This is a genomic window from Planctomonas psychrotolerans (assembly GCF_008642235.1).
Classification (GTDB): Bacteria; Actinomycetota; Actinomycetes; order Actinomycetales; family Microbacteriaceae; genus Planctomonas; species Planctomonas psychrotolerans.
Genome location: NZ_SJEV01000001.1, coordinates 473,010 through 499,980 on the forward strand (window position 1 = coordinate 473,010; position 26,971 = coordinate 499,980).

The window sequence follows — 26,971 nt, forward strand, 5'->3', positions numbered from 1 at the left end:
CGAGACCACGACCTCCGGGTATGGGTCGTGCGAACTGCGAGACCCCACTTTAGCGTTATCGAAGGGCCGCTCAGGGCGAAATTTTTCGGAAGGCCACAGCACAGCGGGTGCTGCGCGCGGGGCGTCTCGCCGACACGACCGTTCGCTGGCCTCATGCTAGGGCGTCTGGTCCGCCTTCGAGCAACCGCGTGAACTCCGCCGCATCGAGGATGCGCACTCCGAGGGCCTCCGCTTTCGCGAGCTTCGATCCGGCTCCCGGGCCCGCCGCCACGAAGTCCGTCTTCTTGCTCACGCTCGACCCCGCCTTGCCCCCGGCCGCGACGATGGCTTCGAGCGCGCCCTCCCGGGTGTAGCCGTCGAGGGATCCCGTGGCGACCACCGTGATTCCGCTGAGCACACCACCCGCGGCCGCTGCAGCGCCCGGCCCTGGATGACCCGGCGTGGAGAAACGCACCCCGGCGGCCGCCCATCGATCGAGAATCTCCCGGTGCCAGTCGACCTCGAACCACTCGAGCAGGGCGTCGGCGATGATGCCACCGACACCGTCCACGGCGGCGAGCTCCTCCCGCGATGCGGCGCGAATGGCGTCGAGCGAGCCGAAGTAGTCGGCGAGCGCCCGTGCCGCGACCGGGCCGACATGGCGGATGCTGAGCCCCACGAGCATGCGCCAGAGCGGCTTGGTCTTCGCCGCCTCGAGATTCTCGAGCAGCACCAGTGCGGACTTGGACGGCACGAAGTGCTCGTTCCCCGCGAAGCCGTCGGCGGTGGGATCGAATGGTCCGTCCGCCTTGCCCCGGCGCCGCCGGAACGGAGTGACCCGCTTCGGCTCCCCGTCGTCCGTCAGCTTCACCATCCCGGTCTCCGAGTCGCGCACGAGCACCGTGATGGGGAACAGGTCGGCGAGCGTCAACTCGAAGAGGCCGGCTTCGGTGGACAGCGGCGGCTCTTCGGGTTCGACCGGTTGGGTGAGTGCGGCGGCGGCGACTTCACCGAGCCCCTCGACGTCGAGGGCACCGCGCGATCCGACATGCTCCACCCGTCCGCGCACCTGCGCGGGGCAACTGCGGGCGTTCGGGCACCGCAGGTCGATGTCCCCCTCCTTGGCCGGGCGCAGGGCAGTGCCGCACTCCGGGCACTCGGTGGGCATCACGAACTCTCGTTCCGTGCCGTCGCGCAACTCGACCACCGGTCCGAGCACCTCGGGGATGACGTCTCCGGCCTTGCGGAGCACGACCGTGTCGCCGATCAGCACGCCCTTCGCCTTCACCACCTGCTGATTGTGCAGAGTGGCTTGGCGCACCTCCGATCCCGCGACCTCGACCTTGGTCATCACGGCGAACGGGGTGGCCCGCCCGGTGCGGCCCACGCTGACGACGATGTCGAGGAGCGTGGTGTTGACCTCCTCGGGAGGGTACTTGTAGGCGGTGGCCCAGCGCGGGGCCCGGCTCGTGGCGCCCAGCTCTTCGTGCAGTCCGAGGTCGTCGACCTTCACGACGATGCCGTCGATCTGGTGCTCCACCGCCGATCGGTTGGAGCCGTGCGTGCGCACGAACTCGACCACGTCATCGAGGTCGTCGAAGACCCGGAAGTGGCGCGAGATGGGCAGGCCCCAGCTTTCGAGCAGACCGTACACCTCCGACTGGGCGGTGATGCGGGTGTCCCGTTCGAGCTCGCGCACCGGCCACGCGCCGATGCCGTGCACCAGCATGCGCAACCGACGGATGCGCGCACGCATCAGTTCGAGCCGATCCGCGCTCTTCCCCTCCTCCTTCTGCCGAAGGGATCCGGCGGCCGCGTTCCGGGGATTCGCGAAGACCCGCTCGCCTGCGGCCAGCTGCCCGGCGTTCAGTTCGTCGAACTCGGTCACGGGGAAGAAGATCTCGCCGCGCACCTCCACGATCGCCGGATGACCGGATCCGGAGAGCCGCTCGGGGATGGAGCCCATGGTGAGCACGTTCCTCGTGACGTCCTCACCGACCACCCCGTCACCGCGGGTGGCCGCGGTGACGAGCGATCCGTTCTCGTAACGCAGGTTGATGGCGAGCCCGTCGATCTTCAGCTCGCTGAGGTACCGCACCCGGGTGCCCGCGTCGCGTTCCACCTTGCTCGCCCACTCGCGGAGCTCGTCCTCGCTGAAGACGTTGTCGAGGCTCAGCATGCGCTCGGCGTGCTCGACCGGTGCGAAGAGGGTGCTCTCGGCGCGCCCGCCGACCGTCTGGGTGGGGCTGTCCTGGCTGCGCAGCTGGGGGTGCTCCTGTTCGAGTCGCTCCAGCTCGCGCACCAGGGCGTCGTATTCGCTGTCGGAGACGGTCGACGCGTTGCGTCCGTAGTACTCGTCTCTCAGCCGTTCGATCTCCGTGCGCAGGTACTGCACGCGCTCTGCGGCCGGGGCGAGGTCGCCGTCGGTGCTCATGCGTCGACCGGTGAGGCGCTGACCGTCCTGTCGATGGTGGTCTGGCCGAGCACACGGGTGCCGAGGTACACGACGGCGGTCTGCCCGGGGGCAACGCCGGTCAGGGGTTCGCGCGGGGTGATCACGAGTTCAGTTGTACCGGATTCCTTCGACACGCGTGCCGTGGCCGGTTCGAGGTCGGAGTGCGCACGGATCTGCACGAAACAGTCGAACGGCGTCTCCGGGTCCACGGGTGCCACGCCCGCCCACGTGAACTTCCGGCCGGCGATTTCGGCGATGGCGAGGGCGTCTTTCGGGCCCACCACCACGGTGTTGTCCACCGGGCGCACCTCGAGCACGAAGCGCGGCTTGCCGTCCGGAGCCGGGGTTCCGATTTGGAGGCCCCGGCGCTGGCCGACCGTGTAGGCGTGCGCGCCCTCGTGCTCACCGAGCTTGTTGCCCTCGCGATCGAGGATGTCCCCCTGCGATGCGCCCACCCGGTCCGCGAGCCAGCCGCGGGTGTCCCCGTCGGGGATGAAGCAGATGTCATGCGAGTCGGGCTTATTGGCCACGGAGAATCCGCGCTCGGCGGCCTCCTGGCGCACTAAGGCCTTCGACGGAGTCTCGCCGAGCGGGAACATCGAATGCGCGAGCTGCTCCGCGGTGAGCACGCCCAGCACGTAGGACTGGTCCTTCGCTTCAGCGGAGGCGCGGTGGAGTTCGCGGTTGCCCTCGGCGTCGGTGGTGAGGATGGCGTAGTGACCGGTGCACACGGCGTCGAATCCGAGGTCGAGCGCCTTCTCGAGGAGCGCCGCGAACTTGATCCGCTCGTTGCAGCGCATGCAGGGGTTCGGGGTGCGTCCCGCCGTGTACTCCGCGACGAAGTCGTCGACCACGTCGAGCTTGAACCGCTCGGAGAAGTCCCACACGTAATACGGGATGCCGAGGATGTTCGCCGCGCGCTGAGCGTCCATCGAGTCCTCGATGGTGCAGCAGCCGCGGCTTCCGGTACGGAGGGTCCCGGGCATCCGACTGAGTGCGAGATGCACGCCCACGACATCGTGTCCGGCGTCGACGGCGCGCGCTGCGGCAACCGCGGAGTCGACCCCACCACTCATCGCCGCCAGAACTTTCACCCGGAAAGTCTACGTGCCGCTTCCTGATGAGCCCGTCGAAGGGACGCTAGCCAGCTCCACGGTCCCTGAGCCCGTCGAAGGGACACCAGCCAGCCCCACGGTGCCGAGCCCGTCGAAGGGACACGGCCCAGCTCCACGGTCCCTGAGCCCGTCGAAGGGACACCACCCAGCCCCACGGTCCCTGAGCCTGTCGAAGGGACACCACCCAGCTCCCCGGTTCCTGAGCCCGTCGAAGGGACACGAACCAGCAGGAACGTTCCGACCCTTCGACAGGCTCAGGGGCCGTATGGGCTCAGGGGCCGTATGGGCTCAGGGACCGTATGGGCTCAGGGACCGTATGGGCGCCACGGCCCGCGACCGGTACGGGCTCAGGCGCCGAGGACGGAGCGGGCGGAGAGACCGGCGCGACTGGCACGCGCCACCGCCTCGGGAAGTGCGGTGAGGAGGGCGTCGACGTCGGCAACCGTCGAGTCGTGTCCCAGCGTGAAGCGCAGCGCGCCGCGCGCCTCGTCATCGGGCACGCCCATCGCGCGGAGCACGTGGGACACCTCGGGGATGCCGGCCTGGCAGGCGGAGCCGGTGGATACCGACACCCCGGCCACATCGAGCAGGAAGAGGAGGGAGTCGCCCTGGCACCCCGGGAAGGTGAAGTGGGCGTTGTTCGGCAGCCGACCGGGTCCGGGGGCGGCCCCCCGTAGGCGGGCCTGCGGAACGCGGTCGAGCACGCCGGCGATGAGCCGGTCGCGAAGGGCGGCGGTCCGCTCGAGCGACCGATCGAGGTCCGCGGTGACGGCACGCGCCGCCGTGGCGAACGCCACGGCCGCCGCCACGTCCTGCGTTCCCGACCGCACCTGCCGCTGCTGCCCACCGCCGTGCAGCAGCGGGGTGACGCTGGTGGCCCGGGACAGCACGAGCGCGCCGATGCCCACCGGCCCGCCGATCTTGTGCGCCGACACGCTGAGGGCGGACACCCCGTCGGCGCGAAGCGATCGGAAGGAGAGTCGGTGGTGCCCGAACGAGGCGATCGCGTCAACATGGACGGGCACGCCTCGCGCCGCGGCGAGCGTCGCGACCCGCGACACCGGGAGAACGGTGCCGACCTCGTTGTTCGCGGTCAGCATGGTGAGGAGGGCGATGTTCCCGGGGTCCCGCGCGAGCGCCTCGCGCGCCGCATCCTCGATGACCGCGCCGTCCGAATCCAGGGGCAGTACGTCGAGCTCGGCGCCCTGGTCCTCGAGCCAGGCCGCCGTATCCACCGTGGCATGGTGTTCGCCACCGGGCAGCAGGATGCGCCGGCGCTGCTCGCTCGACCGCCCGCGCTCCCAGTAGAGCCCTTTGATGCCGAGGTTCACCGCCTCGGTGCCCCCCGACGTGAAAACGACCTCGATGGGCTCGCAGTCCAGCGCCTCGGCGACCGCGTCGCGCGCGTCCTCCAGCATCCGGCGGGCCTGCTGGCCCTGCGAATGGATCGACGACGGATTTCCCACCACGCTCATCGCCTCCGTGAAGGCCGAGATCGCTTCGGGGAGCATCGGCGTGGTCGCCGCGTGGTCAAGGTAGACCGCCATACTCATTACTCTAAGTCTCATGGAACCGAGTGCCCGCCTGCCCGATTTGGGCGTGCGCTCCGATCCCACCGGTGGCACCCTCCGCGTCTTCTCCGCGCACGCCAGTTCGATGCAGGTCTGCATCTTCGACGACACCGACCCGCACTGGGTGGTCGACACTCTGCCCATGGATCGGGACGACGCCGGCGTGTGGACCGTGCACAGCCCTGCGCTTCGACCGGGGACCTCGTACACGGTGCGCGCTGACGGCCCCCGCGGTCCCCGGCACGCGTTCGACCCTGCCGCGCATCTGCTCGACCCTTACGCCAGGGGCGTGCGCCGGGTGAGCGCCGACTCGTGGCGGGCGGTCGTCCCGACACCCGACCGGTTCGACTGGGGAGCGGTGCGGAAGCCCGCCACCCCGCTCGACCGGACCGTGGTGTACGAGGCGCACGTCAAGGGCATCTCGCGCCTCAACCCGAACCTGCCGGAGAACATCCGCGGCACCTATGCCGGGCTCGGCGCGGAGAGCACCACCGACTACCTCAACGAACTCGGGGTGACGGCCGTCGAGCTGCTGCCCGTGCAGCAGTTCGTCAGCGAACAGCGGCTCATCCGTCAGGGACTCCGCAACTACTGGGGCTACAACACCCTGAACTTCTTCGCCCCCCACGCGGCGTACGCCTCGCCCGAGGCGCGCGCCGAAGGGCCGGATGCCATCGCCCGCGAGTTCAAGACCATGGTCAAGAACCTGCACGCTGCCGGCCTCGAGGTCCTCCTCGACGTGGTGTACAACCACACCGCGGAGGAGGGCAGGGACGGACCACGCTTCAGCCTGCGCGGGCTCGACAACGCCACCTACTACCGCAGCGACGACGACGGCAGATACATCGACGTGACGGGGTGCGGCAACTCGATCGACTTCTCCTCCCCCGAGGCTGTGCAACTCGTTCTCGACTCGCTCTCGTACTGGACCAACGACATGCAGGTCGACGGGTTCCGCTTCGACCTCGCCGCCACGTTGGGACGCAACGGGAACGGCGAGTACGACCCGCGGCATCCTCTCCTCACCGCCATCGTCTCCGATCCCGCACTGTCGGGAGCGAAGATGATCGCGGAGCCGTGGGACATCGGTTACGGAGGCTGGCAGACGGGCAACTTCCCGCCCGGCTTCCTGGAGTGGAACGACGGATACCGCGACCGCGTGCGCGACTTCTGGCTCTCCGACATCCGCAGCAAGCGCGAGAACGGGTCGGCGCAGAACGGCATCGGCTCGTTCGCCGGGCGTCTCGCGGGATCGGCCGAGACCTTCGGCCGTGACCGGGACGGCCCGCTCGCGTCGCTGAACTTCGTGACGGCGCACGACGGATTCACCCTCGCCGACCTCACCGTGCACAACCACAAGCACAATGTGGGCAACGGCGAATCGAACCGTGACGGAACGGACAACAACCACTCGTTCAATCACGGCGTGGAGGGCTGGTCGACCGACCGCGACGTGCTGCGCAACCGGCTGCGATCCATGCGCAACATGCTCGGCACGCTGCTGTTCTCAGCCGGTGTTCCGATGATCACCGCGGGCGACGAGTTCGGCCGCAGCCAGCACGGCAACAACAATCCGTACTGCCACGACAGCGAACTGACGTGGATGTCGTGGGACCTCGCGGGCTGGCAGAAGGACCTTCTCGCCACCACGCGCCGACTGCTCGAGCTGCGGCGGGAGAATCCCGCACTCCGTCCCACCCGTTTCGGCGTCCCCGATGCCAGCACGCCGGGCGCGAGCGAGATGCTCTGGTTCAGCGCCCAGGGCGACGAGATGCACGCCGAGTACTGGAACTCCCCCGACCACCGCACGCTGCAGTACCTCGCCGCATCCACGCCGGAACGGGAGCCCTACAATCGCATCCTGCTCATGGTGCACGGACTTGAGTCGACCGTGGACGTGCGCCTCCCGGTGCATCCCGGTGTGGTGTCGTACACGCTGCTCTGGGACAGCGGAGTGCGCATGTCGTTGCAGGGGCCCGAGGATGTCGCTCCGGGCGACACCGTGACCATCACGGGACCGTCGCTCCGCCTCTACCGCGCCGACTGATCGTCGCGGCCGCTGCGTTCGTCACGTCCCTTCGACAAGCTCAGGGACCGCATGGCCGGCCGGACCACGGTCGCTGAGCCCGTCGAAGCGACGCACAGCCGATGTCACGCCCCTTCGACAAGCTCAGGGACCGTATGGCCGGCCGGACCACGGTCGCTGGGCCTGTCGAAGCGACCCGATGTCACGCCCCTTCGACAAGCTCAGGGACCGCATGGCTGAGCCTGTCGAAGCGATGCACAGCCGACGTCGCGTCCCTTCGACGAACTCAGGGAGCGTACGACCAGGGCCGGCGGAACGCAGCCCTACGAGGCGACCGCGATCAGACCGAGCTCGGCGGGACTCGCGAGAAGTGCGTTCCGCGGAACCACCCGCACGTTGTACCCGAATGATCCGGCGCGCTCCAGGTGAACCGTGCCGGAGAACGGCTCGGACGAACCGTCCGCGGTCGAGGCATCCGCCTCGAAATCGAGGGTGGTCACGCGGGTGTCGCTGAGTTCGTCGCCCTCGTGGCTGCGCCCGTAGACGACCTCGACGGACACGTCCTCGGGTGTGAGGGAACCGAGCTGCACGAACGCCCGCACGCTCAGTCGGTCGCCGACCTCCGGGGTGTCGTCCAGCCCGCCCGTCTCCACGTGCGTGACCGCCACGCTCGGCCACGCCTCGGCCACGGTGTTCTTCCAGCTCGCGAGCTCCCGCGCCGCGGCGAAGTCGTCCGCCACCATCACGCGTTCCGACGCGGCGGCCCGCATGTACCGGCGCTCCACGTAGTCCTTGACCATGCGGTCGGCGCTCAGCTCCGGTGACAGCCCGAGGGTGTGCCGGATCGACTGCACCCATCGCGCGGGCACCCCGCTCTTCGACCGCTCGTAGAACCGCGGGGCGACCTGGTACTCGATGAGGTCGTACAGCGCCTCCGCCTCGAGGGCATCGCGCTCGGCGCCGTCGCCCGCCGCGTCCGCGGACGGAATCGCCCACCCGTTCTCGCCGTCGTAGTACTCGTTCCACCAGCCGTCGAGGATCGACAGGTTGAGGGCTCCGTTCAGCGCCGCCTTCATGCCCGACGTGCCGCACGCCTCGAGCGGACGCAGCGGATTGTTGAGCCACACGTCCGTGCCCGGGTAGAGCAGCTGCGCCATCCCGATGTCGTAGTCGGGCAGGAACACGATGCGCTCCCGCACGTCGTGCTCCTGGGCGAACTGCACCAGCTGCTGGATGAGCCGCTTGCCGCCGTCGTCGGCGGGATGCGACTTGCCGGCGATCACGATCTGCACCGGTCGCTTCGGGTTGGTGAGAATCTCCCGCAGCCGGTCCTGATCGTGCAGCATGAGCGTGAGCCGCTTGTAGGTGGGCACGCGACGCGCGAAGCCGATGGTGAGCACGTCGGGGTCGAGCAGGGAGTCGAACCAGGCGGGCGGCAACAGGCCCGGGTTCTGCGCGCTGTACGCGGCGCGCACCCGACGCCGGGCGTCGCCCACGAGCTGCTCGCGCATGGCATTCCGCACCGCCCAGATGTCCTCGTCGGTCACCCGCTCCGACGACCAGTCGGCGGTGGCCGGATCCGACGTGCCGAGCTTCTCCTCGGCGAGCGCGAGGAGCATCGGGTCGGTCCAGGTGGGAGCGTGCACGCCGTTCGTCACCGAGCTGATCGGAACGTCCCCCGCGTCGAATCCGGGCCAGAGGCCGGAGAACATGGAGCGGCTCACCTCGCCGTGAAGCTTCGAGACGCCGTTCGCGTGCTGGCTGAGACGCAGGCCCATGAGGGCCATGTTGAACACGTCCGGTGACCCGTCGGGGTAGGTCTCCGCACCGAGGGCCAGCACGTCGTCGGGGCGAACGCCCGGGAGGAGGTCGGTGTACAGGTAGTGCCGCACGAGTGAGCGTTCGAAGCGGTCGATGCCCGCGGGCACCGGCGTGTGCGTGGTGAAGACCGTTCCCGCCCGCACCACCTGCAGCGCCTCATCGAACGTGAGTCCCGTGGCGATCAGATCGGAGATGCGCTCGAGGCCGAGGAACCCGGCGTGGCCCTCGTTGGTGTGATAGATGAGCGGCAGGGGCGTGCCGGTGAGCCGCGACCACTCCTTGATCGCGCGCACACCGCCGATTCCGAGAAGGAGTTCCTGCAGCAGCCGGTGCTCGCCGCCTCCGCCGTAGAGCCGGTCGGTGACCGAACGGAGCGTCTCGTCGTTCTCCGGGATGTCGGTGTCGAGCAGCAGCAGACGGATCCGACCCACCCGCGCCTGCCAGATCCGGGCGCTGAGAACGCGCTCGCCGGTGATGGCGAGGCGGATGAGCACCGGCGTCTCGTTCTCGTTGCGCAGCACGGCGAGGGGCAGTCCGTCCGGATCGAACACGGGGTAGGACTCCTGCTGCCAGCCGTCGGGCGAGATCGACTGGGTGAAGTATCCCGACCGGTAGAAGAGGCCGACGCCCACGAGGGGCACCCCGAGGTCCGAGGCGCTCTTCAGGTGATCACCGGCGAGGATGCCGAGTCCGCCCGAGTACTGCGGCAGGGCGTCGGCGATGCCGAACTCCGGCGAGAAGTAGGCGATCGACTCCGGCGCGTCGGCGGAGAGCCCCTGGTACCACCGCGGCTCGCTGACGTACCGGCGCAGTTCCTGGCGCTGCTCGTTGGCACGGCGCACGAAGTCCTCGTCGGTGGCCAACTGGGCGAGGCGTTCCGGGTCGACGGCGCCGAGCAGCGCGATCGGGTCCTGCCCCGACTCCGCCCAGATCTCGGGCGACACCGAGGAGAACAACTGGCGGGTCGGCTCGTGCCACGACCACCGCAGATTCGCCGCGAGCTCTTCCAGCGCGGACAGGGACTCGGGTAGTACCGAGCGAACCGTGAATCTGCGAATGGCCTTCACCGGATGTCTCCTTCGCCAGGTGCCCCGATCGGCATGGGGGCACGGTTCGGTCAGCCTAGACGACCCGGGTGACTCGGCAGCAACGCGACAAGCCCTGCTTTTCTCGCTACGGTCAAACCGTGGCACAAACACCGAAGAACCAGGCACCCGAGCGCACGGTCGCACCGCGAAAGAAGACCCGGGCGGGAACCCCGAAGACCCCCTCGTTCGAGGAATACGAGCCCGTGATCGGTCGCATACCGATCCTCTCGCTCTCCCCGCAGATCGAAGACAACCTCTGGCCGGTCACCTCCTTCGTCTCCGACGTCGTGCCGTTCGGTGCGACCGTGTTCCGTGAGGGACACGACCTCATCGGGGTCGACCTTGCGCTCACCGACCCGAGCGGGGCCGTCACCCGGCACCGGATGCGGGTCGATGAGACGCGGCCCGGCGAGGACCGCTACACCGCCCGGGTGCAGCTGAACCTGCAGGGCCGGTGGACCTACCGCGTCGAGGCCTGGTCGGACGACTACGCGACCTGGCTGCACAACGCGGAGATCAAGGTTCCCGCAGGACTCGACGTGGAGGTCATGCTCGCCCTCGGCGCAGAGCTCCTCGAGCGCGCGAGCGGCGAGGTCGATCGCTCCGAATCGTCCATCACGCTGTTCACTGCTGCACGCCAGCGCATCACCGACACGGCACTGGACGCCCACGAGCGCCTCGCCGCCGCCACCGACTCCCGCGTACACGACGAGATGCTGAAGAACCCGGTCCGCAGCCTCACCACCCGGTCCCCCGAACGCACCATCGTGGTCGAACGGGAACGCAGCGCCGTGGGCAGCTGGTACGAGTTCTTCCCGCGTTCCGAGGGCGCCGTGCAGAACACCGACGGATCATGGACCAGCGGCACCTTCCGCACCGCCGCATCCCGGTTGCCCGCCATCAGAGACATGGGCTTCGACGTCGTGTACATCCCGCCGATCCACCCCATCGGCAGCACGAACCGCAAGGGCCCCAACAACTCCCTCACCGCCGGCCCGCACGACCCGGGATCGCCCTACGGCATCGGATCCGCCGACGGCGGCCACGATGCGATCCACCCGGAACTCGGCACCGAGGATGACTTCCGCGATTTCGTGGCCGCGGTACGGGACCACGGGATGGAGCTCGCGCTCGACATCGCTTTACAGGCGTCGCCCGACCACCCCTGGGTGACCACTCATCCGGAGTTCTTCACCCGGCTCCCCGACGGGTCGATCGCCTACGCCGAGAACCCGCCCAAGAAGTACCAGGACATCTACCCGCTGAACTTCGACAACGACCCGGAGGGCAGCTACCGGGAGATGCTGCGTGTGATGCGGCACTGGATCGGCCTCGGCGTGAAGATCTTCCGGGTGGACAACCCGCACACCAAGCCGCTGTCGTTCTGGGAGCGTCTGATCCACCAGATTCTCGCCGACGACCCCGACGTGATCTTCCTGAGCGAGGCGTTCACCCGCCCGGCGATGATGCGCACGCTCGCCAAGGTGGGATTCCAGCAGTCGTACACCTACTACACCTGGCGCAACACGAAGCAGGAGCTGGAGGACTACCTCACCGAGGTGTCGCACGAGACGAGCGACTACCTGCACCCGAACTTCTTCGCGAACACGCACGACATCCTCACGCCCTACCTGCAGTTCGGCGGGCGTGCCGCCTACAAGGTGCGTGCGGCGATCGCGGCGACCGGATCACCGAGCTGGGGCATCTACTCCGGTTACGAACTGGTCGAGAACGTGGCGCGGCCGGGTGCCGAAGAGAACATCGACAACGAGAAGTACGAGTACCGTCCGCGGGACTGGGACGCTCAGGAGTCGGTGTCTCTCGCCCCGTACATCACGCGGCTCAACGAGATCCGTGCAGCACACCCCGCACTGCGCCAGCTGCGCAACCTCGACGTGCACTGGAGCGACGACGAGGAGATCCTCGTCTTCAGCAAGTACCTGCCGGCGGCGTTCTCGCCGAACGGCGCGGACGACGCGATCCTGGTGATCGCGAACTTGGACCCGCATTCCACGCGCCAGACCACGGTGTACCTCGACCCGACCCGGTTCGGTCGGGACGCCGGTGCTACTTTCGATGTAGAAGACCTGATCACCGGCAACGTGTGGAACTGGTCTACGGCCAACTTCGTGAGGCTCGACGCCTTCACCGAGCCGGTTCACATCCTGAAGGTGCTTCCCCCCACGCACGAGACGAAGGAGTGACCGAGAATATGACGGACAAGACCCCGACGGGCGCGTCAGCCGCGCCCAAGACGCCTCGCACCCGCAAGCCCAAAGCAGCACCCGAATCGACGCCGGAATCCGTCGTCGACGCTGCTCCCGCCGAAGCGTCGGCCGCTGCCGCCGCAGAAACGACCCCGCCCGCAGCGCCGAAGGCGCCACGTGCCCGCCGGGCACCGAAGGCAGCGCCCAAGGCGAAGACCGCCGCCCCAGCATCCGCCTCGGATGCAGTCGCGCCCGACGCGCCGACGTCAGACGCGCCGACCTCAGACGCGCCGACCTCCACGGTGCCGGCCTCCACGGTGCCGGCGGACGGTGCACCGACGAACGGGGCACCGACGGACATCGCCCACGCCCTCCCGCACATCTCCGACGACGTGCTGCAGGCCATCGGCGCGGGCGTTCACACCGGCCCGCACTCCGTACTCGGTCAGCACCCGCTGGAACTCGACGGAGAGCAGGGAGCCACGGTCGTGCGCGCCCTGCGCCCGCTCGCCAGCGGCGTCGCGGCCGTCCTCGAGACCGGAGCGCGCGTCGACCTCGAGCACATCGGTCACGGAGTCTGGCAGGGCACCCACCTCGCCGGTCTGCAGGATTACACGATCGAGGCGTCGTACGTCGACGGACCGTCGTGGAACGCCGACGACCCCTACCGCTACCTCCCGAGCATCGGCGAGCTAGACCTGTACCTCTTCGGCGAGGGTCGCCACGAGCGACTCTGGGATGTGCTCGGAGCCCACGTGCGCGAGCACTGGGGCGTCAACTCCCCCACCCGCGGCACCGCCTTCGGCGTCTGGGCACCGCACGCCCGCGCCGTGCGGGTGGTCGGTGACTTCAACGGCTGGGATGGAACGCAGCACGCCATGCGTCGCCTCGACGGCAACGGCGTCTGGGAGTTGTTCCTGCCCGGGCTCGACTCCGGCGCGTACAAGTTCGACATCCTCACCCAGAACGGCGACTGGATCCGCAAGGCCGACCCGATGGCCCGCTTCACCGAGATTCCGCCGCGTACCGCGTCGGTGATCGGCGAGTCCGGCTACGAGTGGACCGACGGCGACTGGATGACCGCCCGCGCCGAGCGCGACCCGCACAACTCCCCGATGAGCGTCTACGAGATGCACGCCGGTTCCTGGCGCCCGGGCCTGAGCTACCGGGAGATCGCCGATCAGCTCGTCCCGTACCTTCAGGAGCTGAACTACACGCACGTGGAGTTCCTCCCGCTCGCCGAGCACCCCTTCGGCGGATCGTGGGGCTACCAGGTCACCTCGTACTTCGCCCCGACCTCGCGCTTCGGACATCCGGACGACCTCAAGTACCTGATCGACCAGCTGCACCGAGCCGGCATCGGCGTGCTGGTGGACTGGGTTCCCGCCCACTTCCCCAAGGACGAGTGGGCGTTGGCCAAGTTCGACGGCCAGCCGCTGTACGAGCACACCGATCCGCGCCGCGGCGAGCAAATGGACTGGGGAACCCTGGTCTTCGACTTCGGTCACTCGCAGGTGCGCAACTTCCTGGTGGCGAATGCGCTCTTCTGGCTGGAGGAGTTCCACGTCGACGGTCTCCGCGTCGACGCCGTGGCCTCGATGCTCTACCTCGACTACTCGCGCGAAGAGGGCCAGTGGCTCCCGAACCACCTGGGTGGTCGCGAGAACCTCGAAGCGATCGGCCTGCTGCAGGAGGTCAACGCCACCGTCTACAAGACGCATCCCGGTGTGGTCATGATCGCCGAGGAATCCACCAGCTGGCCCGGCGTGACCAGGCCCACCAGTGCGGGCGGTCTCGGCTTCGGCCTGAAGTGGAACATGGGCTGGATGCACGACAGCCTCATCTACATGCAGACCGACCCGATGTACCGCACGCATCACCACGGCGAGATCACGTTCAGCTTCGTATACGCGAACAGCGAGAACTTCCTGCTGCCGATCAGCCACGACGAGGTCGTTCACGGTAAGGGATCGCTGTTCGGCAAGATGCCGGGCGACCACTGGCAGAAGCTCGCCAATGTGCGCGCGTACCTGTCGTTCCTCTGGGCGCACCCGGGCAAGAACCTGCTCTTCATGGGTCAGGAGTTCGCCCAGCCGTCTGAGTGGAGCGAGGAGCGCGGACTCGACTGGTGGATCCTCGACCAGCCCGTGCACCGCGGCCTGTTCGACCTCGTCGCGCACCTCAACCGCACGTACGTCGACACTCCGGCACTGTGGGAGCTCGACAACGACGGCGCGGGCTTCGAGTGGATCGACGGCGGTGACGCGACCAACAACGTCGTGTCGTTCCTCCGCAAGGACAAGAACGGCGGGACGGTCGCCGTGCTGCAGAACTTCAGCGGCCGACCGATCGACAACTACCGCGTGGGTCTCCCGGCTGCCGGCACGTGGGACGAGATCGTGAACACCGACGCCAGTGCCTACGGCGGTTCCGGAGTGGGCAACCTCGGTTCGGTGGAGGCCGTCGCCGGCGAGTACGGGGGTCGCCCCGCATCCGCCGAGCTGACGCTGCCGCCCCTCGCCGGGCTGTGGCTGCGCCTGCGCGACTGAGCCGCGGCTCTCACGGAACGGCGCGTCCCTCGGGGGCGCGCCGTTCGCGTCCGCCGAGCTGCGGTCGCGACGCCGCGACGCACACGGTCGCTGAGCCTGTCGAAGAGCGATGCCCGCCGCCTGGCGTCCCTCGCCACGGTCGCTGAGCCTGTCGAAGCGACGCAACGGCGGGTCGCCTTCACCAATACGGTCGCCGAGCCTGTCGAAGCGACGCAACGTCGCCTCACGTTCCTTCGACAGGCTCAGGGACCGTAGTTCACGCCGGTGCGCATCCTGGCGCCATCGTTTCGGTCCATCGCCCACGAATCAGCAGCGGCGATTGACGGAAAGGTGGGCGCCGAGTGCCGGAACGGCAGCGCCCGACCGAAACGGCAGCGCAACCCGGCTCGACGCGCCGTCCCTGTCCGGACGCGCGGGCGATACGGACACGCGCGCACGGAACACCGACCGCGCGAAGCCACAGCACCCGCGCCGTCCCGGCTGCCCGGCGCGTCGCGTCCCTGTGACGGGCTCAGGGACCGCACGGAACTCCGCTCGCGTGAGTACGGTCGCTGAGCCTGTCGAAGCGACAGAACGTCGCCTCACGTCCCTTCGACAAGCTCAGGGACCGTGGGGCGCAGGGCGGGCGGGCCGGTGCGGTACGGTCGCGCCGCCGTTTCCCTCGATCGCCCGCGTATCATCACTGGCGATTGACGAAAGCGCGGGCGCGTCGGCTCGGGAGGATCGCGCCTGACCGAATCAGCAGCGTCACCCACCGCATTCTCCGCGGCGTCGGCGACGCAGGCCGCCCCACGTCCCCTCGACGGGGTCAGGAACCGTACGGGCTAGTAGAGGAGGGCGGCGAGGCGACGGCGAGCGGCAACCACGCGCTCATCCGTCGACCCGACCACCTCGAACAGCTCCACGATGCGCGTGCGCACCGTGTTCTTGCCCGCCGCATCGAGCGTGGCGAACAGGCTGAGGAGACGGTCGAACGCGTCGTCCACGTGTCCGCCGGAGACGTCCAGATCGGCGACGAGCAGCTGCGCGTCCACGTCGGTGGGATCCGCGGCGGCAGCGGCACGGATGTCGTCGGCACTCGCGCCGTCGAGCCGCGAGAGCAGGCTGACCTGCGCGAGCCCGGCGACCGCCATGCTGTCGCGAGGATCCTGCGCGATCGCCGTGCGGTACGCCCGAGCGGCCGCCTCGAAGTCGCCGCGCTCGATGGCGTCGTAGGCCTCGGCGTGCAGCGGGGGCATCGGCTCCTCGACGGGCTCGGCGTCCGCACCTTCCGGCGCACCGGTCACGACTGCGGTCCCCGAGATGCCGTTCTGCGCAGAGAGCTCGAGCACCTGGTCGAGCACGTCGCGCACCTCGACCTCCGGCAGGGTTCCGGTGAACAGCGGCACGGGACGACCACCCACGATCGCGGCGACGGTCGGCACCGCCTGAGCCTGGAATGCCGCCGCCAGCTGCGGGCTGTCGTCGACGTTCACCCGCACGAGCAGGAGTCGTCCCGCATAGGCGATCACGATCATCGCGAGCTCGGCGGAGAGCTGCGTGCTCGCGGGAGCACGGTCGGACCACAGCACCACGATGAGCGGCAGCGTGGAGGAGAGATCGAGAACCTGGCTGAAGTTGGCGTCGGATCCGTCGAGGACGAGGCTCGGCACCTCGATCGCCGCACCGGCACCTCCGACGCCGCCACCGGCACTACCCGGGCCGGGCGCTCCCCCGGCGGCGGGCGCACCGGCGGACGGCGCCGGGCGGTTCACGAGGGAGGAGAGGTCCACCGCGCCGCGGAGGTTGGCGATGGACGGGGGAATCGAGCTCATGGAAGTTCCTTTGCCGAGACGAGTTGCTGATCGAAGCCGAGGAGGGTGATTTCCTCGCCGGAGTTCACGGGAGGCACGTAGAAGAGCAGCTGGTCGGTGTAGACGAGTTCCACGCCCTTCGACGTTTCGTTGAGACCGAGCAGAGCCTCGGTCGCGCCGCCATTGACCTTGAGAGTGGCACGCGGATCGGCGGGCTTCGTGGTCTCCACCTCGCGGATCGACGTGGCGACGATCGCGCCCGAGTCGATCGTGGCGAGCGCGATGGGGTCGGTGCCCCCGGGCTCCTTCAGGAACTCGATGCTCCCGGTCGGACCGAGGTCCGCCTTCGCCTTCTCCTGCGCCGCCGGACCGAACAGTTCGCGTACGGTGTCGCCCTCGACGCGGAACTGGTCGTAGTACTCGCTCGCCTCCCCCGTGCTGAGGATGTCGGCGTAGGCCGTGGCCACGGCATCCGGGCGCATGGCGAGCAGCTTGACGTCGTTCTCGAGGCGGGTGGCTCCGATGCCGGCCGGTGCGACCTCGGGCAACGGCTCCGTCGTCACGATGCGCATGGTGTACTGCGCGGTGTAGTTCTCCCTGGGCGTCTGCTGCACCAGGAACAGGGCGAGCGTGGGCGCCGCCTCGTCGTCGGGGTTCTGCACGATCGTGTAGATCGTGCGCGGCCAGGTGTCGGTGGCCTGCGGCAGGGCGAGGATGATGTTGTCGCCCGGGATGGCGGCGGGGACGGGCTCATCGGTCTTCTTGGCGCGGATCTGATAGTTCGCCAGGCGCTGCTCGAGGGCGGGACCGGAGAACCGGGTGCGCAGCAGCTCCTCGTCCATCGCCGAATCGGCCTGCGCCGCAGTCTCGGCGATGTCGGCGACGATGGCCTCGAGCTGGGTCTCCGCTACAGCGGGAGGAGCGGCATCCTCGTTCTCGATGGCCGCCTCGAGGGTCGACTCCGGAGTCGCCGAGGGCGAGGGGGCGCTGGCACCGCCGAGGAACTCGGGCCACGCCTCGGCCGTACAGCCGGTGAGCATCAGGCCCGGGACCAGCAGCACGGGCACCGTGACCGCCATGCGGTTACGTCGTCCGCCAGACCGTCGTCCGCCGGACTCGATTCCACGGCCCCTGGTGCGGCGGGCGCCGACCGGGGACGCCGTGCCGGACGTGCGGCGCGGACCGCGGGTCTTCCGCATGTGGGAGAGCGCTGCGAGGTAGAGGGCCACGCCCACGGCGGCGAGGATGCTGCCGCCCACGATGAGCGGTCCCACCCATGGCGTCGTCGCCTGCACCGGCCACGTGATCGAGATCTCGTTCGGCGCGGCCTCGGTGCCGTCGGATGCCACGAGCACGGACACGTTCTCCGGGAGACGCGTATTCATGCTGAGCGTCTCCTGCGCCGCGGTCTCGGACAGCCACAGGTCGGATCCCGACGGGTCGGGGGCACGCTGCGGCTCTTCCCCGCCGTCGCCCTCGGCGGGAGCAGGCGTGGGGGTTGCCGCCGGCTGGTCGCCGGAACCGCTGACGAGCGTGCTTTCGAGTTCGCCGGTCTCCCGGGAGAACGTCACGCGGGCGTACTCCTCGTCGCCGAGCCACGCGGTGACGTCTCCGGTGCGTCCGTACGCCACGAAGACGGTGCCCGGACCGCTCACCTCCAGGCTCTGGAGGCCCGGGTTGCTGTTGAGGACCTTCCCGTCGATCATCGCGAATCGAGGTTCGCCCTCGATGGTGGTGTTGGCCTCGAGACGGTCGGGTGGCGCCCAGATCGTGTTCTGAGCGATGCCCAGACCGATCATGAGGGCCGCGACCACAAAGGCAACGATCGCGAAAACGAATCGCACGGGCATTCTCCTCTCGTGCTGTCCTCGGGCGGCGTGGAACGGAACGCCGAATGCCGAGCGACGGCTGGCACCCGTTCCGGTGTCGGGTGCACCGATTCGAGGCCGCGGTTTCGGCCCGGATGACAACAAACAAAGACATTAGAAGATAGCGGAATGGCCTGAGCGGCGCATAACCCGTTCTCTCAGGGAGTAACCGAAATGCCGCCCGGACTGGGGGGATGGAACGATGGGGCACCTCGACGGGGGCGCGGTACAGTTCAGGAATACCTCGACCGGAAGCTGATCGAGGGAATGACCGGGGGGTTGATCGTGGCAGTAGAGGAAGCGCAATTCACGCCCGCGATGCGGGGCTACAACCGTGACGAGGTGGATCGAGCGCTGCAGGACCTGCGCCACGACCTCGCGGCCTCGCAGGCGCGGAACGCCGAGCAGACGGAGGAGATCTCGCGCCTGAGCGCCCGGCTCGATCACCCCGCCGTCCATACCAGCGGAACCCCCCGCCCCACCTTCGCGGGTCTCGGACCGAAGCTCGAAGCCACCCTTGTACTGGCCGAGGAACAGTCGAATCGTCTCATCGCGCAGGCCGACATCGATGCCGAGCGGCTCCGTACCGGAGCTCAGACCGAGGTCGACGCCCTGCGGAGTTCCGCGATCGCCGATGCCAAGCGCCTGCTGTCGGATGCTCGGGAGCGCGCCGGCTCGATCGTCGCCGCCGCGAAGACCGACGCTGAGGATCTCCTCGCTCTCGCCTCCACCGAGGCTGCGGCGATCTCCGCCGACGCAACCCGGGACGCCGACGCCGCCCGAGGAGCACTCGCCGCGGAGATCACCGAGCTGCGCAGCACCGCCGAGCGTGAAGTCGCCGCCGCCCGCGCCGAAGCGGATCGTGACATCGCCGAGCGGCGGCGTGCCGCCGAGGACGCGGTGAGCCGGGCACAGCGGGACGCCGACGCGCTCGCCCGCGACACCGAACTCGCGCGTGCCGCACTCGCCGCCGAAGCTGCCACAACGCGAGCCGAGGTGACGGCCGAAGCGGAGCGCGCTCGCAACGAGCTCACCGTCGAACTGGCGGGCCGTCGGAACGACGCCGAGCGCGAGCACCTGGCGGCACATCGCACAGCGACCGCATCGACGGCCGCCGCGATCGAGGAGGCACGGACCGAACTGGCTGCGGTGACGGCACGGGTGGTCGAGCGCCGAGCCGAACTCGACGCGATCGAACTGTCCGTGCGCGCCGAAGCCCGGTCGCTCCGCGACGCGGCGAATGACAGTGCGGCGGACATCGTCCGTGACGCACACGAACGGGCGGATGGCATCGTCGCGACGGCGGAGGAGCGCACGCGCGCACTGATATCCGACGCGGAGGACCGGCTGGCGAGGATTAGGATCGAGCGAGAAGAGGTCGCCGACTACTTCGAGAACCTCCGGGGAATGCTTCTGCAGGCCGAGAAGGTGAACGCTCCCGGCTAGCGCGTCCTCGTGACCGCGCCGCCCGCCCGCAGAGGAACGCAGTATGAAGATCCAGAACCCGTTCCGACTGGGCCTGCTGGCCGGTCTCGGCGTGCTCGTCGCGCTGCTGCTGGGCGGTGCGGTGGCGTCGCTCACGTCCATCATCACCTACGTGGGCGCGGCGCTGTTCCTCTCGCTCGGCCTCGACCCGCTCGTCACCTACCTGGAGAAGCGCGGGCTCCCCCGCTGGGCGGCACTGCTCACCACGCTCGTGGTGGTGATCGGCGCATTCGTGGGGGTCGTCTTCGCCGTGGTACCCACCATCGTGGCCCAAGCGTCGCGGTTGATCGCGCAGATCACCGACTACCTGCAGAGCGTGAGTTTCGGACAGTTCGTGGCCAACGTGCAGACGCTGGTTCCCGTCGACGTCTTCGACGTGCAGGTCGCGGTGGATGACGGCATCGCGTTCATCACCGATCCCGGCAACATCACGGCCATCACGGGTGGCGTGCTGCAGGCGGCGGTGGCGATCGGCAACGGCATCTTCGGCGCGATCATCGTGCTCATCCTCACGCTGTACTTCACCTCGTCGCTGAACAGTCTGAAGCGCGGGCTGTACCAGCTCGTTCCCGCGTCGAAGCGCGCGAAGTTCGCCGACCTCACCGAGCAGATCAGCCAGTCGGTCGGTCGCTTCGTGGTGGGTCAGGTCACCCTCGCCCTGTGCAACGGCATCCTGAGCTTCATCTACCTCTCGATCATCGGCGCAGAACTGCCGGCCGTCTTCGCGTTCATCGCCTTCCTGTTCTCGCTCGTGCCGCTGGTCGGAACGATCTCGGGGTCGGTCATCATCGTGCTCGCTCAGGTGCTGCTGCTGCCCGACTCCCAGGCCACCTGGTTCGCCGCCGGGATCTACTACCTGATCTACATGCAGGTGGAGGCCTACCTGCTGAGCCCCAACATCATGAACCGCGCGGTGAAGATCCCGGGCGCCGTGGTCGTCATCGCCGCTCTCGTGGGCGGCACCCTGCTCGGCGTGCTCGGCGCACTGATCGCGATTCCGGTGGCCGCGTCGATCCTGCTGATCATCAAGCAGGTCGTCATCCCCCGCCAGAACGAGCTCTGACCGGGATACCGGACGGCGATCGACCGGTACTGCCGCGTCGACCGGATTCCTTCCGTCGACCGGGCGGGCCACCGGGCGTCGAGCGGGCGGATCCTCAGCCCGCGGGCGTGAACGTGCCCTCGAGGGGCAGGGCGGCCGGATTGGCGCGCGCGACGATCTCGCTCAGCACCCGGTGCACCTGCTTCTCGCCCACCCACAGGTGCTTGCCGTCCTCCACCGTCACGAGCTCGATGTCGGGAACGGCCGCGAACCGGTCCGCCGCCTCGGCGGGCCGCAGGTAGTCGTCGAGCTCCGGGATCAGGGCGACCAGTCGCCGAGGATCCCCCGACCAGGCCGCCACCTCGTCCGCCGAGGTGCGGTGCAGAGGCGGGGACAGCAGGATCGCACCGACGATCGGATGCTCTCGGCCGTACTTCAAAGCCAGCTCGGTGCCGAACGACCAGCCCACCAGCCACGGCGACGGCAGTCCGCGCTCGGTGACGAAGCGCATCGCCGCGGCGAGGTCCGCGCGCTCGTCATTCCCGCCGTCGAACTCTCCCTCGCTGCGTCCGTGGGGTGACTCGGTGCCGCGGGTATTGAAGCGCAGCACGGCGAGATCGGCCTGAGCGGGGAGCCGGGCGGCGGCCTTGCGCAGCACGTGCGAGTCCATGAATCCGCCGGCGGTGGGCAGCGGGTGCAGCGTCACCAGCGTGGCGACGGGCTCCCGATCCACCGGTACGGCGAGTTCCCCGACGAGCGCCAGGCCGTCGGACGTGACGAGCTCGATCGGCTCCCGCACGGCGGGCAGCTCGGTGCTCGATCGGATCTGGATCGGCTCGGCGGTCATGACACCCTCCAACAGTGCGTGTGCCAGTGGCGCCGCGCGGCGAGGTCGCTCGCGTCACCCATCAGTCCGTCGGCCCGCCAGGTGACGAGATGCGCCGTGCGCGGCTCGATGCTGCCCCCGCACCCCGGGCATACGTAGGCCTTGCCGGACCGGGCGGCCGCGACGGGTTGCACGTTCCACGTGCCGCCCCTGCGGCTCTCCGTGCGCTTCCACCCCGCGAGGAGCGCGGACAAGTCGCCCTGCTCGCCCGGATCCTCCGCTGCCGCGCGGCGACTGCGGGGTCGGTTGCTGCGGGGCATGGGGACAATACTAATCCGCCGCCCCCGCCGACCTTTCGGGTCGACGGAAGCGGCGGATGAGGATGCGACTCGGGAGCCGGGCGGCGAGGGTCAGTACCAGCCCTTGGCCTGGCTCGTCGACCAGGCTCCGCACGGCGTGCCGTAGCGCGAGGTGATGTAACCGAGACCCCAGGAGATCTGCGTGGCGGGGTTGGTCGCCCAGTCCGCGCCGGCCGAGGCCATCTTGCTTCCGGGGAGCGACTGCGGGATGCCGTATGCGCCGCTCGACGGGTTCATGGCGTTGACGCGCCAGCCCGACTCCTTCTTCCAGAGGGAGACGAGGCAGTTGAACTGGTCCTCGCCCCACCCGCGCGCCAGCACCATGTCGTGAGCGATGGCCTGAGCGGATCCGGGATTGGGTACGGCGGCAGCGGGCGCGGCGGGTGCAGGAGCGGGAGCAGCCGCTTGAGGAGCGGGGGCGGCGGGAGCGGATGCTGCGGGAGAAGCAGCGGCAGCCTTCGCCACGGGTGCGGCGGGCACCGCCACCGGTGCGGGCGGCGGCGGGGGCGGAGGCGGAGGCGCGATCACGCTGAAGGTGGCGTGGGCGACGGCCGTCGTGGCCACCGACGGTCCGTCGAGCGTCAGGGTCTGCGCGTGACTCTGGGTCAATTGACCGAGGCTTGCGTCATCGAGCGGCAGAGCCACGGAGTTCGAGATGGGGTCGACCACCGAGACGGCGACGAAGAGGGCTGCGGCCGCGAACGCGAGGACCGGGCGTGCCACGCCCTTCCGCATCGCGGGTTCGCGGGCCTCCCCCGGGGTAGACGGCGAGGGAGATGTGTGCGCGATGTCGATCGTGTGTTCTCTCATAAGCTCGTCGAGTTTACCAAAAAGTTATGAAACCGCGACCCCGGAGTACTTGCGCGTATTCCCCGGCGTCGGTGCGCCGGAGAAATGTGTCAGCGAAGGGCGAGAAGGACGTCGATCGAGGCGTCGAGAAGCATGTCCACCTGGGCCTCGGAATAGCCGTTGCGACGGGTGCGGAAGGCGATCGATCGCACCTCGTTCACCTCGCCGCACCGCTCGTCGCGGAGGTACCGGGTGAGGCGTCGGGCGTACCGGTCGACCTCATCCGTCGAGTAACCGCGGGTCAGCAGCCCGGTGCGCTCGAACCGTTCACCGTCGGGCCGGCCCAGCCTGTTCTGGATGACCTCCGACGTCGCGAGAGCCTCCGCCCGCCAGGCATCCTCGCCCCGCTGCTCCACGGCGCGTTCACGTTCCCGGAGCGCGAACGCATCCTCGAGGCGCTCCAGGGCGGCGTCGACCGGGCCCGGGGCGTAGCCGTGCCGCTGCATGGCGAACGACGCGTGGCGGATCGCGGTGGAGGAGAGGAGTAGTGCGGCCGCGCCGTTCCCGGCGTACTGACGTCGCGCCTCGGCGAGGTAGGCGTCCACCTCGCGCGGGTCGTACCCGGGTTCCCTCCCCTCGCTCAGGGGGAACGGTCTCGTCACGGCGTCCATCCTAGGGATGTGCGTCACGCGAAGATCAGGAACAGCACGTACGCGGCCACGGCGGACGGCAGGATCGAGTCGAGCCGGTCGAGGAGACCGCCGTGCCCGGGCAGCCAGGAACTGATGTCCTTGATCCCGAGGTCGCGCTTCAGGAGCGACTCGGCGAGATCGCCGAGCGTGGCCGTGACGACGATGACCGCACCGAAGAGGAGACCGAAGTACCAGGACTGGTCGAGCAGCAGCACGGCGAGCAGCACTCCGGAGACGAGCGCGGCGACGACCGCGCCCGCGAAGCCCTCCCAGGTCTTCTTCGGGCTGATGGTGGGCGCCATCGGATGCTTGCCGAAGGAGAGACCGCTCGCGTACGCCCCGATGTCGCAGACCACGACGAGCAGAAGGAAGGCCATGGTCCAGAACTGGCCGTTCTCCTGCTGCGTGAGCAGCACGGCGAAGCTGCCGAGAAGTGACACGTAGACCTGGATGAAGGCGCCGGCCCCGAGGTCGGCTGCAACACTCGCGGCCGGGGCGCGGTGCCGAGAGGAGAGGAGTTCGGCGAGCCGCCACAGCGTCACCACCGCGATGGCGCCGAGGATCGCGAACCACTGACCCTGCGGCCCGTAGACGTAGGTGATGGGCACGACGGCGACGGCTACCGCCACGGTGGGGATGCGCGGTACGTCGCGGCCGGCGGCGCGCATCGCCGTGGCCAGCTCGAGCGAGGTGAAGGCGATCAGGAGCCCGGCGACGATCAGGAAGAGTTCCTTCACGAGCACCAGGCTCACGATCATCGTGACGCCGAGGATCAGCCCGATCAGTACCGCGAAAGCGAGGTTGCGCCCGGTGCGGGCGTTGATGCGCTCGTTGGTCGCATCGATCGTCGCGCGGGTCGCACGCACCTGTGCGGTGAGGTCGGCCCGCGCCGACTGCATCTGCGCTTCGATGTCGGCGCGGGTGACTCGCCCGGAGTGCCGACGACCGATGCGGTTGCGCTCCCGCGCTCCGTTCGTCGCCTCTCGCGACCGATCGTCCGCCATGACGGGGAAGCCCTAGACCTCGAGGAGTTCGGTCTCTTTGCGCTTCAGCGCGTCGTCGATCGCTTCGACGTGGCTCTTGGTGACCAGTTCGAGTTCCTTCTCGGCGCGGGCCACCTCGTCGTCGCCGACCTCGCTCTTCAGAGCGTCGAGGTCGTCCTTCGCGCGGCGGCGGATGTTGCGCACCGAGACGCGTGCCTCCTCGGCCTTGCCGCGCACGATCTTCACGAACTCGCGCCGACGGTCCTCGGTGAGCTCCGGCAGGGTGACCCGCACGATCTCACCGTCGTTGCCCACGTTGGCGCCGAGGTTCGGCATGTTGACCAGAGCGCGCTCGATCTCCTTGAGCGCCGTCTTGTCGTACGGCGTGACGAGCAGCGTGCGCGCCTCGGGGTTCTGCATCGACGCGAGCTGGGCGAGAGGGGTGGGGCTGCCGTAGTACTCCACCAGCACCTTCTGGAACAGCGCGGGGTTGGCACGCCCCGTGCGAACGGTGCCGAAGTCGTCCTTGACCGCGTCGACCGCCTTGTTCATCTTGTCTTTGGTTTCGGACAGAACATCGGCGATCACGGAGAACTCCTTCGGTTGGTCGGGACGGGCTTTCCCCCGACCCAGCTTAGTTGCAGCGGTAGACGCTAGTTGGAGACGCGGGTACCGATGCGGTCTCCCCGGATGGCCGCGGCAACGCTGCCGGCCGGGCTCATGCCGAAGACGACCATCGGCATCCCGTTGTCCATGCACAGGCTGAAGGCGGTGGAGTCCACCACTTTCAGTCCGGTGCGGAGGGCCTCCGAGTAGGTGAGCTCGTCGATCTTCGTGGCCGTCGGGTCGGTGCGGGGATCGGCCGTGTACACGCCGTCCACGCCGTTCTTCGCGACGAGCACCACATCCGCCTTGATCTCGAGCGCGCGCTGCGCCGCCACCGTGTCGGTGGAGAAGTAGGGCAGGCCTGCACCGGCGCCGAAGATGACGACGCGTCCCTTTTCCAGGTGACGCTCGGCACGGCGCGGGATGTACGGCTCGGCGACCTGGGTCATGGCGATAGCCGACTGCACGCGCGTCTCCGCGCCCGCCTGCTCGAGGAAGTCCTGCAACGCGAGGGAGTTCATCACGGTGCCGAGCATGCCCATGTAGTCGGCCCGGCCGCGGTCCATTCCCCGCTGCGACAGCTGCGCGCCCCGGAAGAAGTTACCTCCACCGGTGACGATCGCGACCTCGACCTCCTGGGCCGCCTCCGCGATCTCCCGGGCGAGCTGGCCCACGACGTCGGGATCGACGCCCATCGACCCGCCGCCGAACGACTCACCGGAAAGCTTGAGAAGAACCCGTCGTCTGCCTGCGTGCTCTGTCATGCGTGCCCCGTCCCTCACTGTGCGACTGCTTCAATGTACTTGCTGTGTTTCCGCCGGGGCGGCCCGGCGGAGAAAAGGCCCGGATCGCGGGAATGCGATCCGGGCCTTTCGTTCAATCGTGTTACGCGCCGACCTTGTACCGGGCGAAGCCCGAGACGGTCAGGCCCGCGTCGGCGACAACCTTCGCCACCGTGAGCTTGTTGTCCTTCGCGTAGTCCTGCTCGAGGAGCGCGACCTGCTTGAAGAACGCGGTGAGGCGACCCTCGATGATCTTCGGCAGGGCGGCTTCGGGCTTGCCCTCGCCGCGCGAGATCTCTTCGACGATCTTGCGCTCCGCGTCGACCTTGTCGGCGGGAACGTCCTCACGCGTGAGGTACTCCGGGTTGGCGAAGGCGATGTGCTGCGCGATGCTGCGCGCCGTCTCCGCGTCGTTTCCGGAGTAGCCCACGACGACACCGACCTGCGGAGGCAGGTCCTTGCTCGTCTTGTGCAGGTACACGGCGAACTCGTCCCCGGGGATGAGAGCGACACGGCGCAACTCGATCTTCTCGCCGATGACCGCAGCCTCGTCGCCGATGATCTGCTCCACCGTGGAGTCTCCGACCGGGACGGCGTTGCCGGCCTCGGCCGAGTCGACGCCCGCGGCGGCGACAGCGTCGAGCACGCGCTCGGAGAGCGACACGAAACGGTCGCCCTTGGCCACGAAGTCGGTCTCGCAGGCCAGCTCGATGAGCGTGGCGTTGCCCTCGTTCACCTTTGCGGCGACGAGGCCCTCGCTCGTGGAGCGGTCGGCGCGCTTCGCGTTGCCCTTGGCTCCCTTGAGGCGCAGGATCTCGACGGCCTTCTCGAGGTCGCCGTCTGCTTCGACCAGGGCGTTCTTGCTGTCCATCATGCCCGCGCCCAATCGGTCGCGGAGCACCTTGACATCAGCGGCAGTGAAGTTTGCCATATTC

19 protein-coding genes are annotated in these 26,971 nt (G+C 68.9%); 5 read left to right on the forward strand and 14 right to left on the reverse strand.

The features are described from left to right. Positions 1–151: 151 nt before the first annotated feature. The 3 genes from ligA to EY822_RS02085 form a co-directional block, all read right to left on the reverse strand. Positions 152–2,413, reverse strand: coding sequence for an NAD-dependent DNA ligase LigA (gene ligA, locus EY822_RS02075; RefSeq protein WP_150306756.1), 2,262 nt, complete (start codon positions 2,411–2,413; stop codon positions 152–154). Further along, complete coding sequence (mnmA, locus tag EY822_RS02080; RefSeq protein WP_227496951.1) at positions 2,410–3,528, reverse strand: tRNA 2-thiouridine(34) synthase MnmA; 1,119 nt, start codon at positions 3,526–3,528, stop codon at positions 2,410–2,412. Before mnmA ends, ligA begins: the two co-directional genes overlap by 4 nt. A gap of 368 nt (positions 3,529–3,896) precedes the next feature. Further along, positions 3,897–5,096, reverse strand: a complete 1,200-nt coding sequence (locus tag EY822_RS02085; RefSeq protein WP_150306757.1) for a cysteine desulfurase family protein — start codon at positions 5,094–5,096, stop codon at positions 3,897–3,899. 19 nt (positions 5,097–5,115) lie between these two features. Between EY822_RS02085 and glgX the strand changes: the two genes are divergently transcribed. After that, positions 5,116–7,167 carry a glycogen debranching protein GlgX gene (gene glgX, locus EY822_RS02090; protein ID WP_150306758.1) on the forward strand — a complete coding sequence of 684 codons (2,052 nt, stop codon included), beginning with the start codon at positions 5,116–5,118 and terminating at the stop codon, positions 7,165–7,167. A 302-nt stretch (positions 7,168–7,469) separates the two neighbouring features. Here glgX and glgP read toward each other — a convergent pair whose 3' ends face one another. Continuing rightward, on the reverse strand, positions 7,470–10,034 hold the full coding sequence (glgP, locus tag EY822_RS02095) for an alpha-glucan family phosphorylase (protein WP_150306759.1): 2,565 nt from the start codon (positions 10,032–10,034) through the stop codon (positions 7,470–7,472). A gap of 263 nt (positions 10,035–10,297) precedes the next feature. Between glgP and EY822_RS02100 the strand changes: the two genes are divergently transcribed. Next, positions 10,298–12,259 (forward strand): alpha-1,4-glucan--maltose-1-phosphate maltosyltransferase, encoded by a 1,962-nt coding sequence (locus EY822_RS02100; RefSeq protein WP_264674007.1) that lies wholly within the window; start codon positions 10,298–10,300, stop codon positions 12,257–12,259. Positions 12,260–12,267: 8 nt separating this feature from the next. Next, positions 12,268–14,811 (forward strand): 1,4-alpha-glucan branching protein GlgB, encoded by a 2,544-nt coding sequence (glgB, locus tag EY822_RS02105; RefSeq protein WP_150306760.1) that lies wholly within the window; start codon positions 12,268–12,270, stop codon positions 14,809–14,811. An 824-nt stretch (positions 14,812–15,635) separates the two neighbouring features. Here glgB and EY822_RS02110 read toward each other — a convergent pair. Next, on the reverse strand, positions 15,636–16,625 hold the full coding sequence (locus EY822_RS02110; protein ID WP_150306761.1) for a tetratricopeptide repeat protein: 990 nt from the start codon (positions 16,623–16,625) through the stop codon (positions 15,636–15,638). Continuing rightward, complete coding sequence (locus EY822_RS02115; protein ID WP_150306762.1) at positions 16,622–18,448, reverse strand: hypothetical protein; 1,827 nt, start codon at positions 18,446–18,448, stop codon at positions 16,622–16,624. The genes EY822_RS02110 and EY822_RS02115 overlap by 4 nt, the downstream gene beginning before the upstream one ends. A 309-nt stretch (positions 18,449–18,757) precedes the next feature. On the opposite strand from EY822_RS02115, the gene EY822_RS02120 reads away from it, so the two are divergent. Both EY822_RS02120 and EY822_RS02125 read left to right on the forward strand, forming a co-directional pair. Further along, positions 18,758–19,918 (forward strand): DivIVA domain-containing protein, encoded by a 1,161-nt coding sequence (locus EY822_RS02120; protein ID WP_227496952.1) that lies wholly within the window; start codon positions 18,758–18,760, stop codon positions 19,916–19,918. Between the two features lie 43 nt (positions 19,919–19,961). Continuing rightward, positions 19,962–21,020 (forward strand): AI-2E family transporter, encoded by a 1,059-nt coding sequence (locus EY822_RS02125; RefSeq protein ID WP_150306764.1) that lies wholly within the window; start codon positions 19,962–19,964, stop codon positions 21,018–21,020. 94 nt (positions 21,021–21,114) lie between these two features. Here the strand turns inward: EY822_RS02125 and EY822_RS02130 are convergent, their stop codons facing one another. The 8 genes from EY822_RS02130 to tsf form a co-directional block, all read right to left on the reverse strand. Further along, on the reverse strand, positions 21,115–21,846 hold the full coding sequence (locus EY822_RS02130; protein ID WP_150306765.1) for an alpha/beta hydrolase: 732 nt from the start codon (positions 21,844–21,846) through the stop codon (positions 21,115–21,117). Then, a complete protein-coding gene (locus tag EY822_RS02135; protein ID WP_227496953.1) occupies positions 21,843–22,145 on the reverse strand; it encodes a hypothetical protein in 303 nt (100 codons plus the stop codon). Before EY822_RS02135 ends, EY822_RS02130 begins: the two co-directional genes overlap by 4 nt. 90 nt (positions 22,146–22,235) lie before the next feature. After that, positions 22,236–22,907, reverse strand: a complete 672-nt coding sequence (locus EY822_RS15245) for an aggregation-promoting factor C-terminal-like domain-containing protein (RefSeq protein ID WP_227496954.1) — start codon at positions 22,905–22,907, stop codon at positions 22,236–22,238. Between the two features lie 176 nt (positions 22,908–23,083). Next, positions 23,084–23,644: a DivIVA domain-containing protein gene (locus tag EY822_RS02145; RefSeq protein ID WP_150308719.1), complete on the reverse strand. Its 561-nt coding sequence runs from the start codon at positions 23,642–23,644 to the stop codon at positions 23,084–23,086. Between the two features lie 14 nt (positions 23,645–23,658). After that, positions 23,659–24,669, reverse strand: coding sequence for a phosphatidate cytidylyltransferase (locus EY822_RS02150; protein ID WP_150306766.1), 1,011 nt, complete (start codon positions 24,667–24,669; stop codon positions 23,659–23,661). 12 nt (positions 24,670–24,681) lie between these two features. Then, positions 24,682–25,236, reverse strand: coding sequence for a ribosome recycling factor (gene frr / locus EY822_RS02155; protein ID WP_150306767.1), 555 nt, complete (start codon positions 25,234–25,236; stop codon positions 24,682–24,684). Between the two features lie 65 nt (positions 25,237–25,301). After that, positions 25,302–26,018, reverse strand: a complete 717-nt coding sequence (gene pyrH / locus EY822_RS02160; RefSeq protein ID WP_150306768.1) for a UMP kinase — start codon at positions 26,016–26,018, stop codon at positions 25,302–25,304. 121 nt (positions 26,019–26,139) lie between these two features. Next, on the reverse strand, positions 26,140–26,967 hold the full coding sequence (tsf, locus tag EY822_RS02165; protein ID WP_150306769.1) for a translation elongation factor Ts: 828 nt from the start codon (positions 26,965–26,967) through the stop codon (positions 26,140–26,142). Positions 26,968–26,971 lie beyond the last annotated feature (4 nt).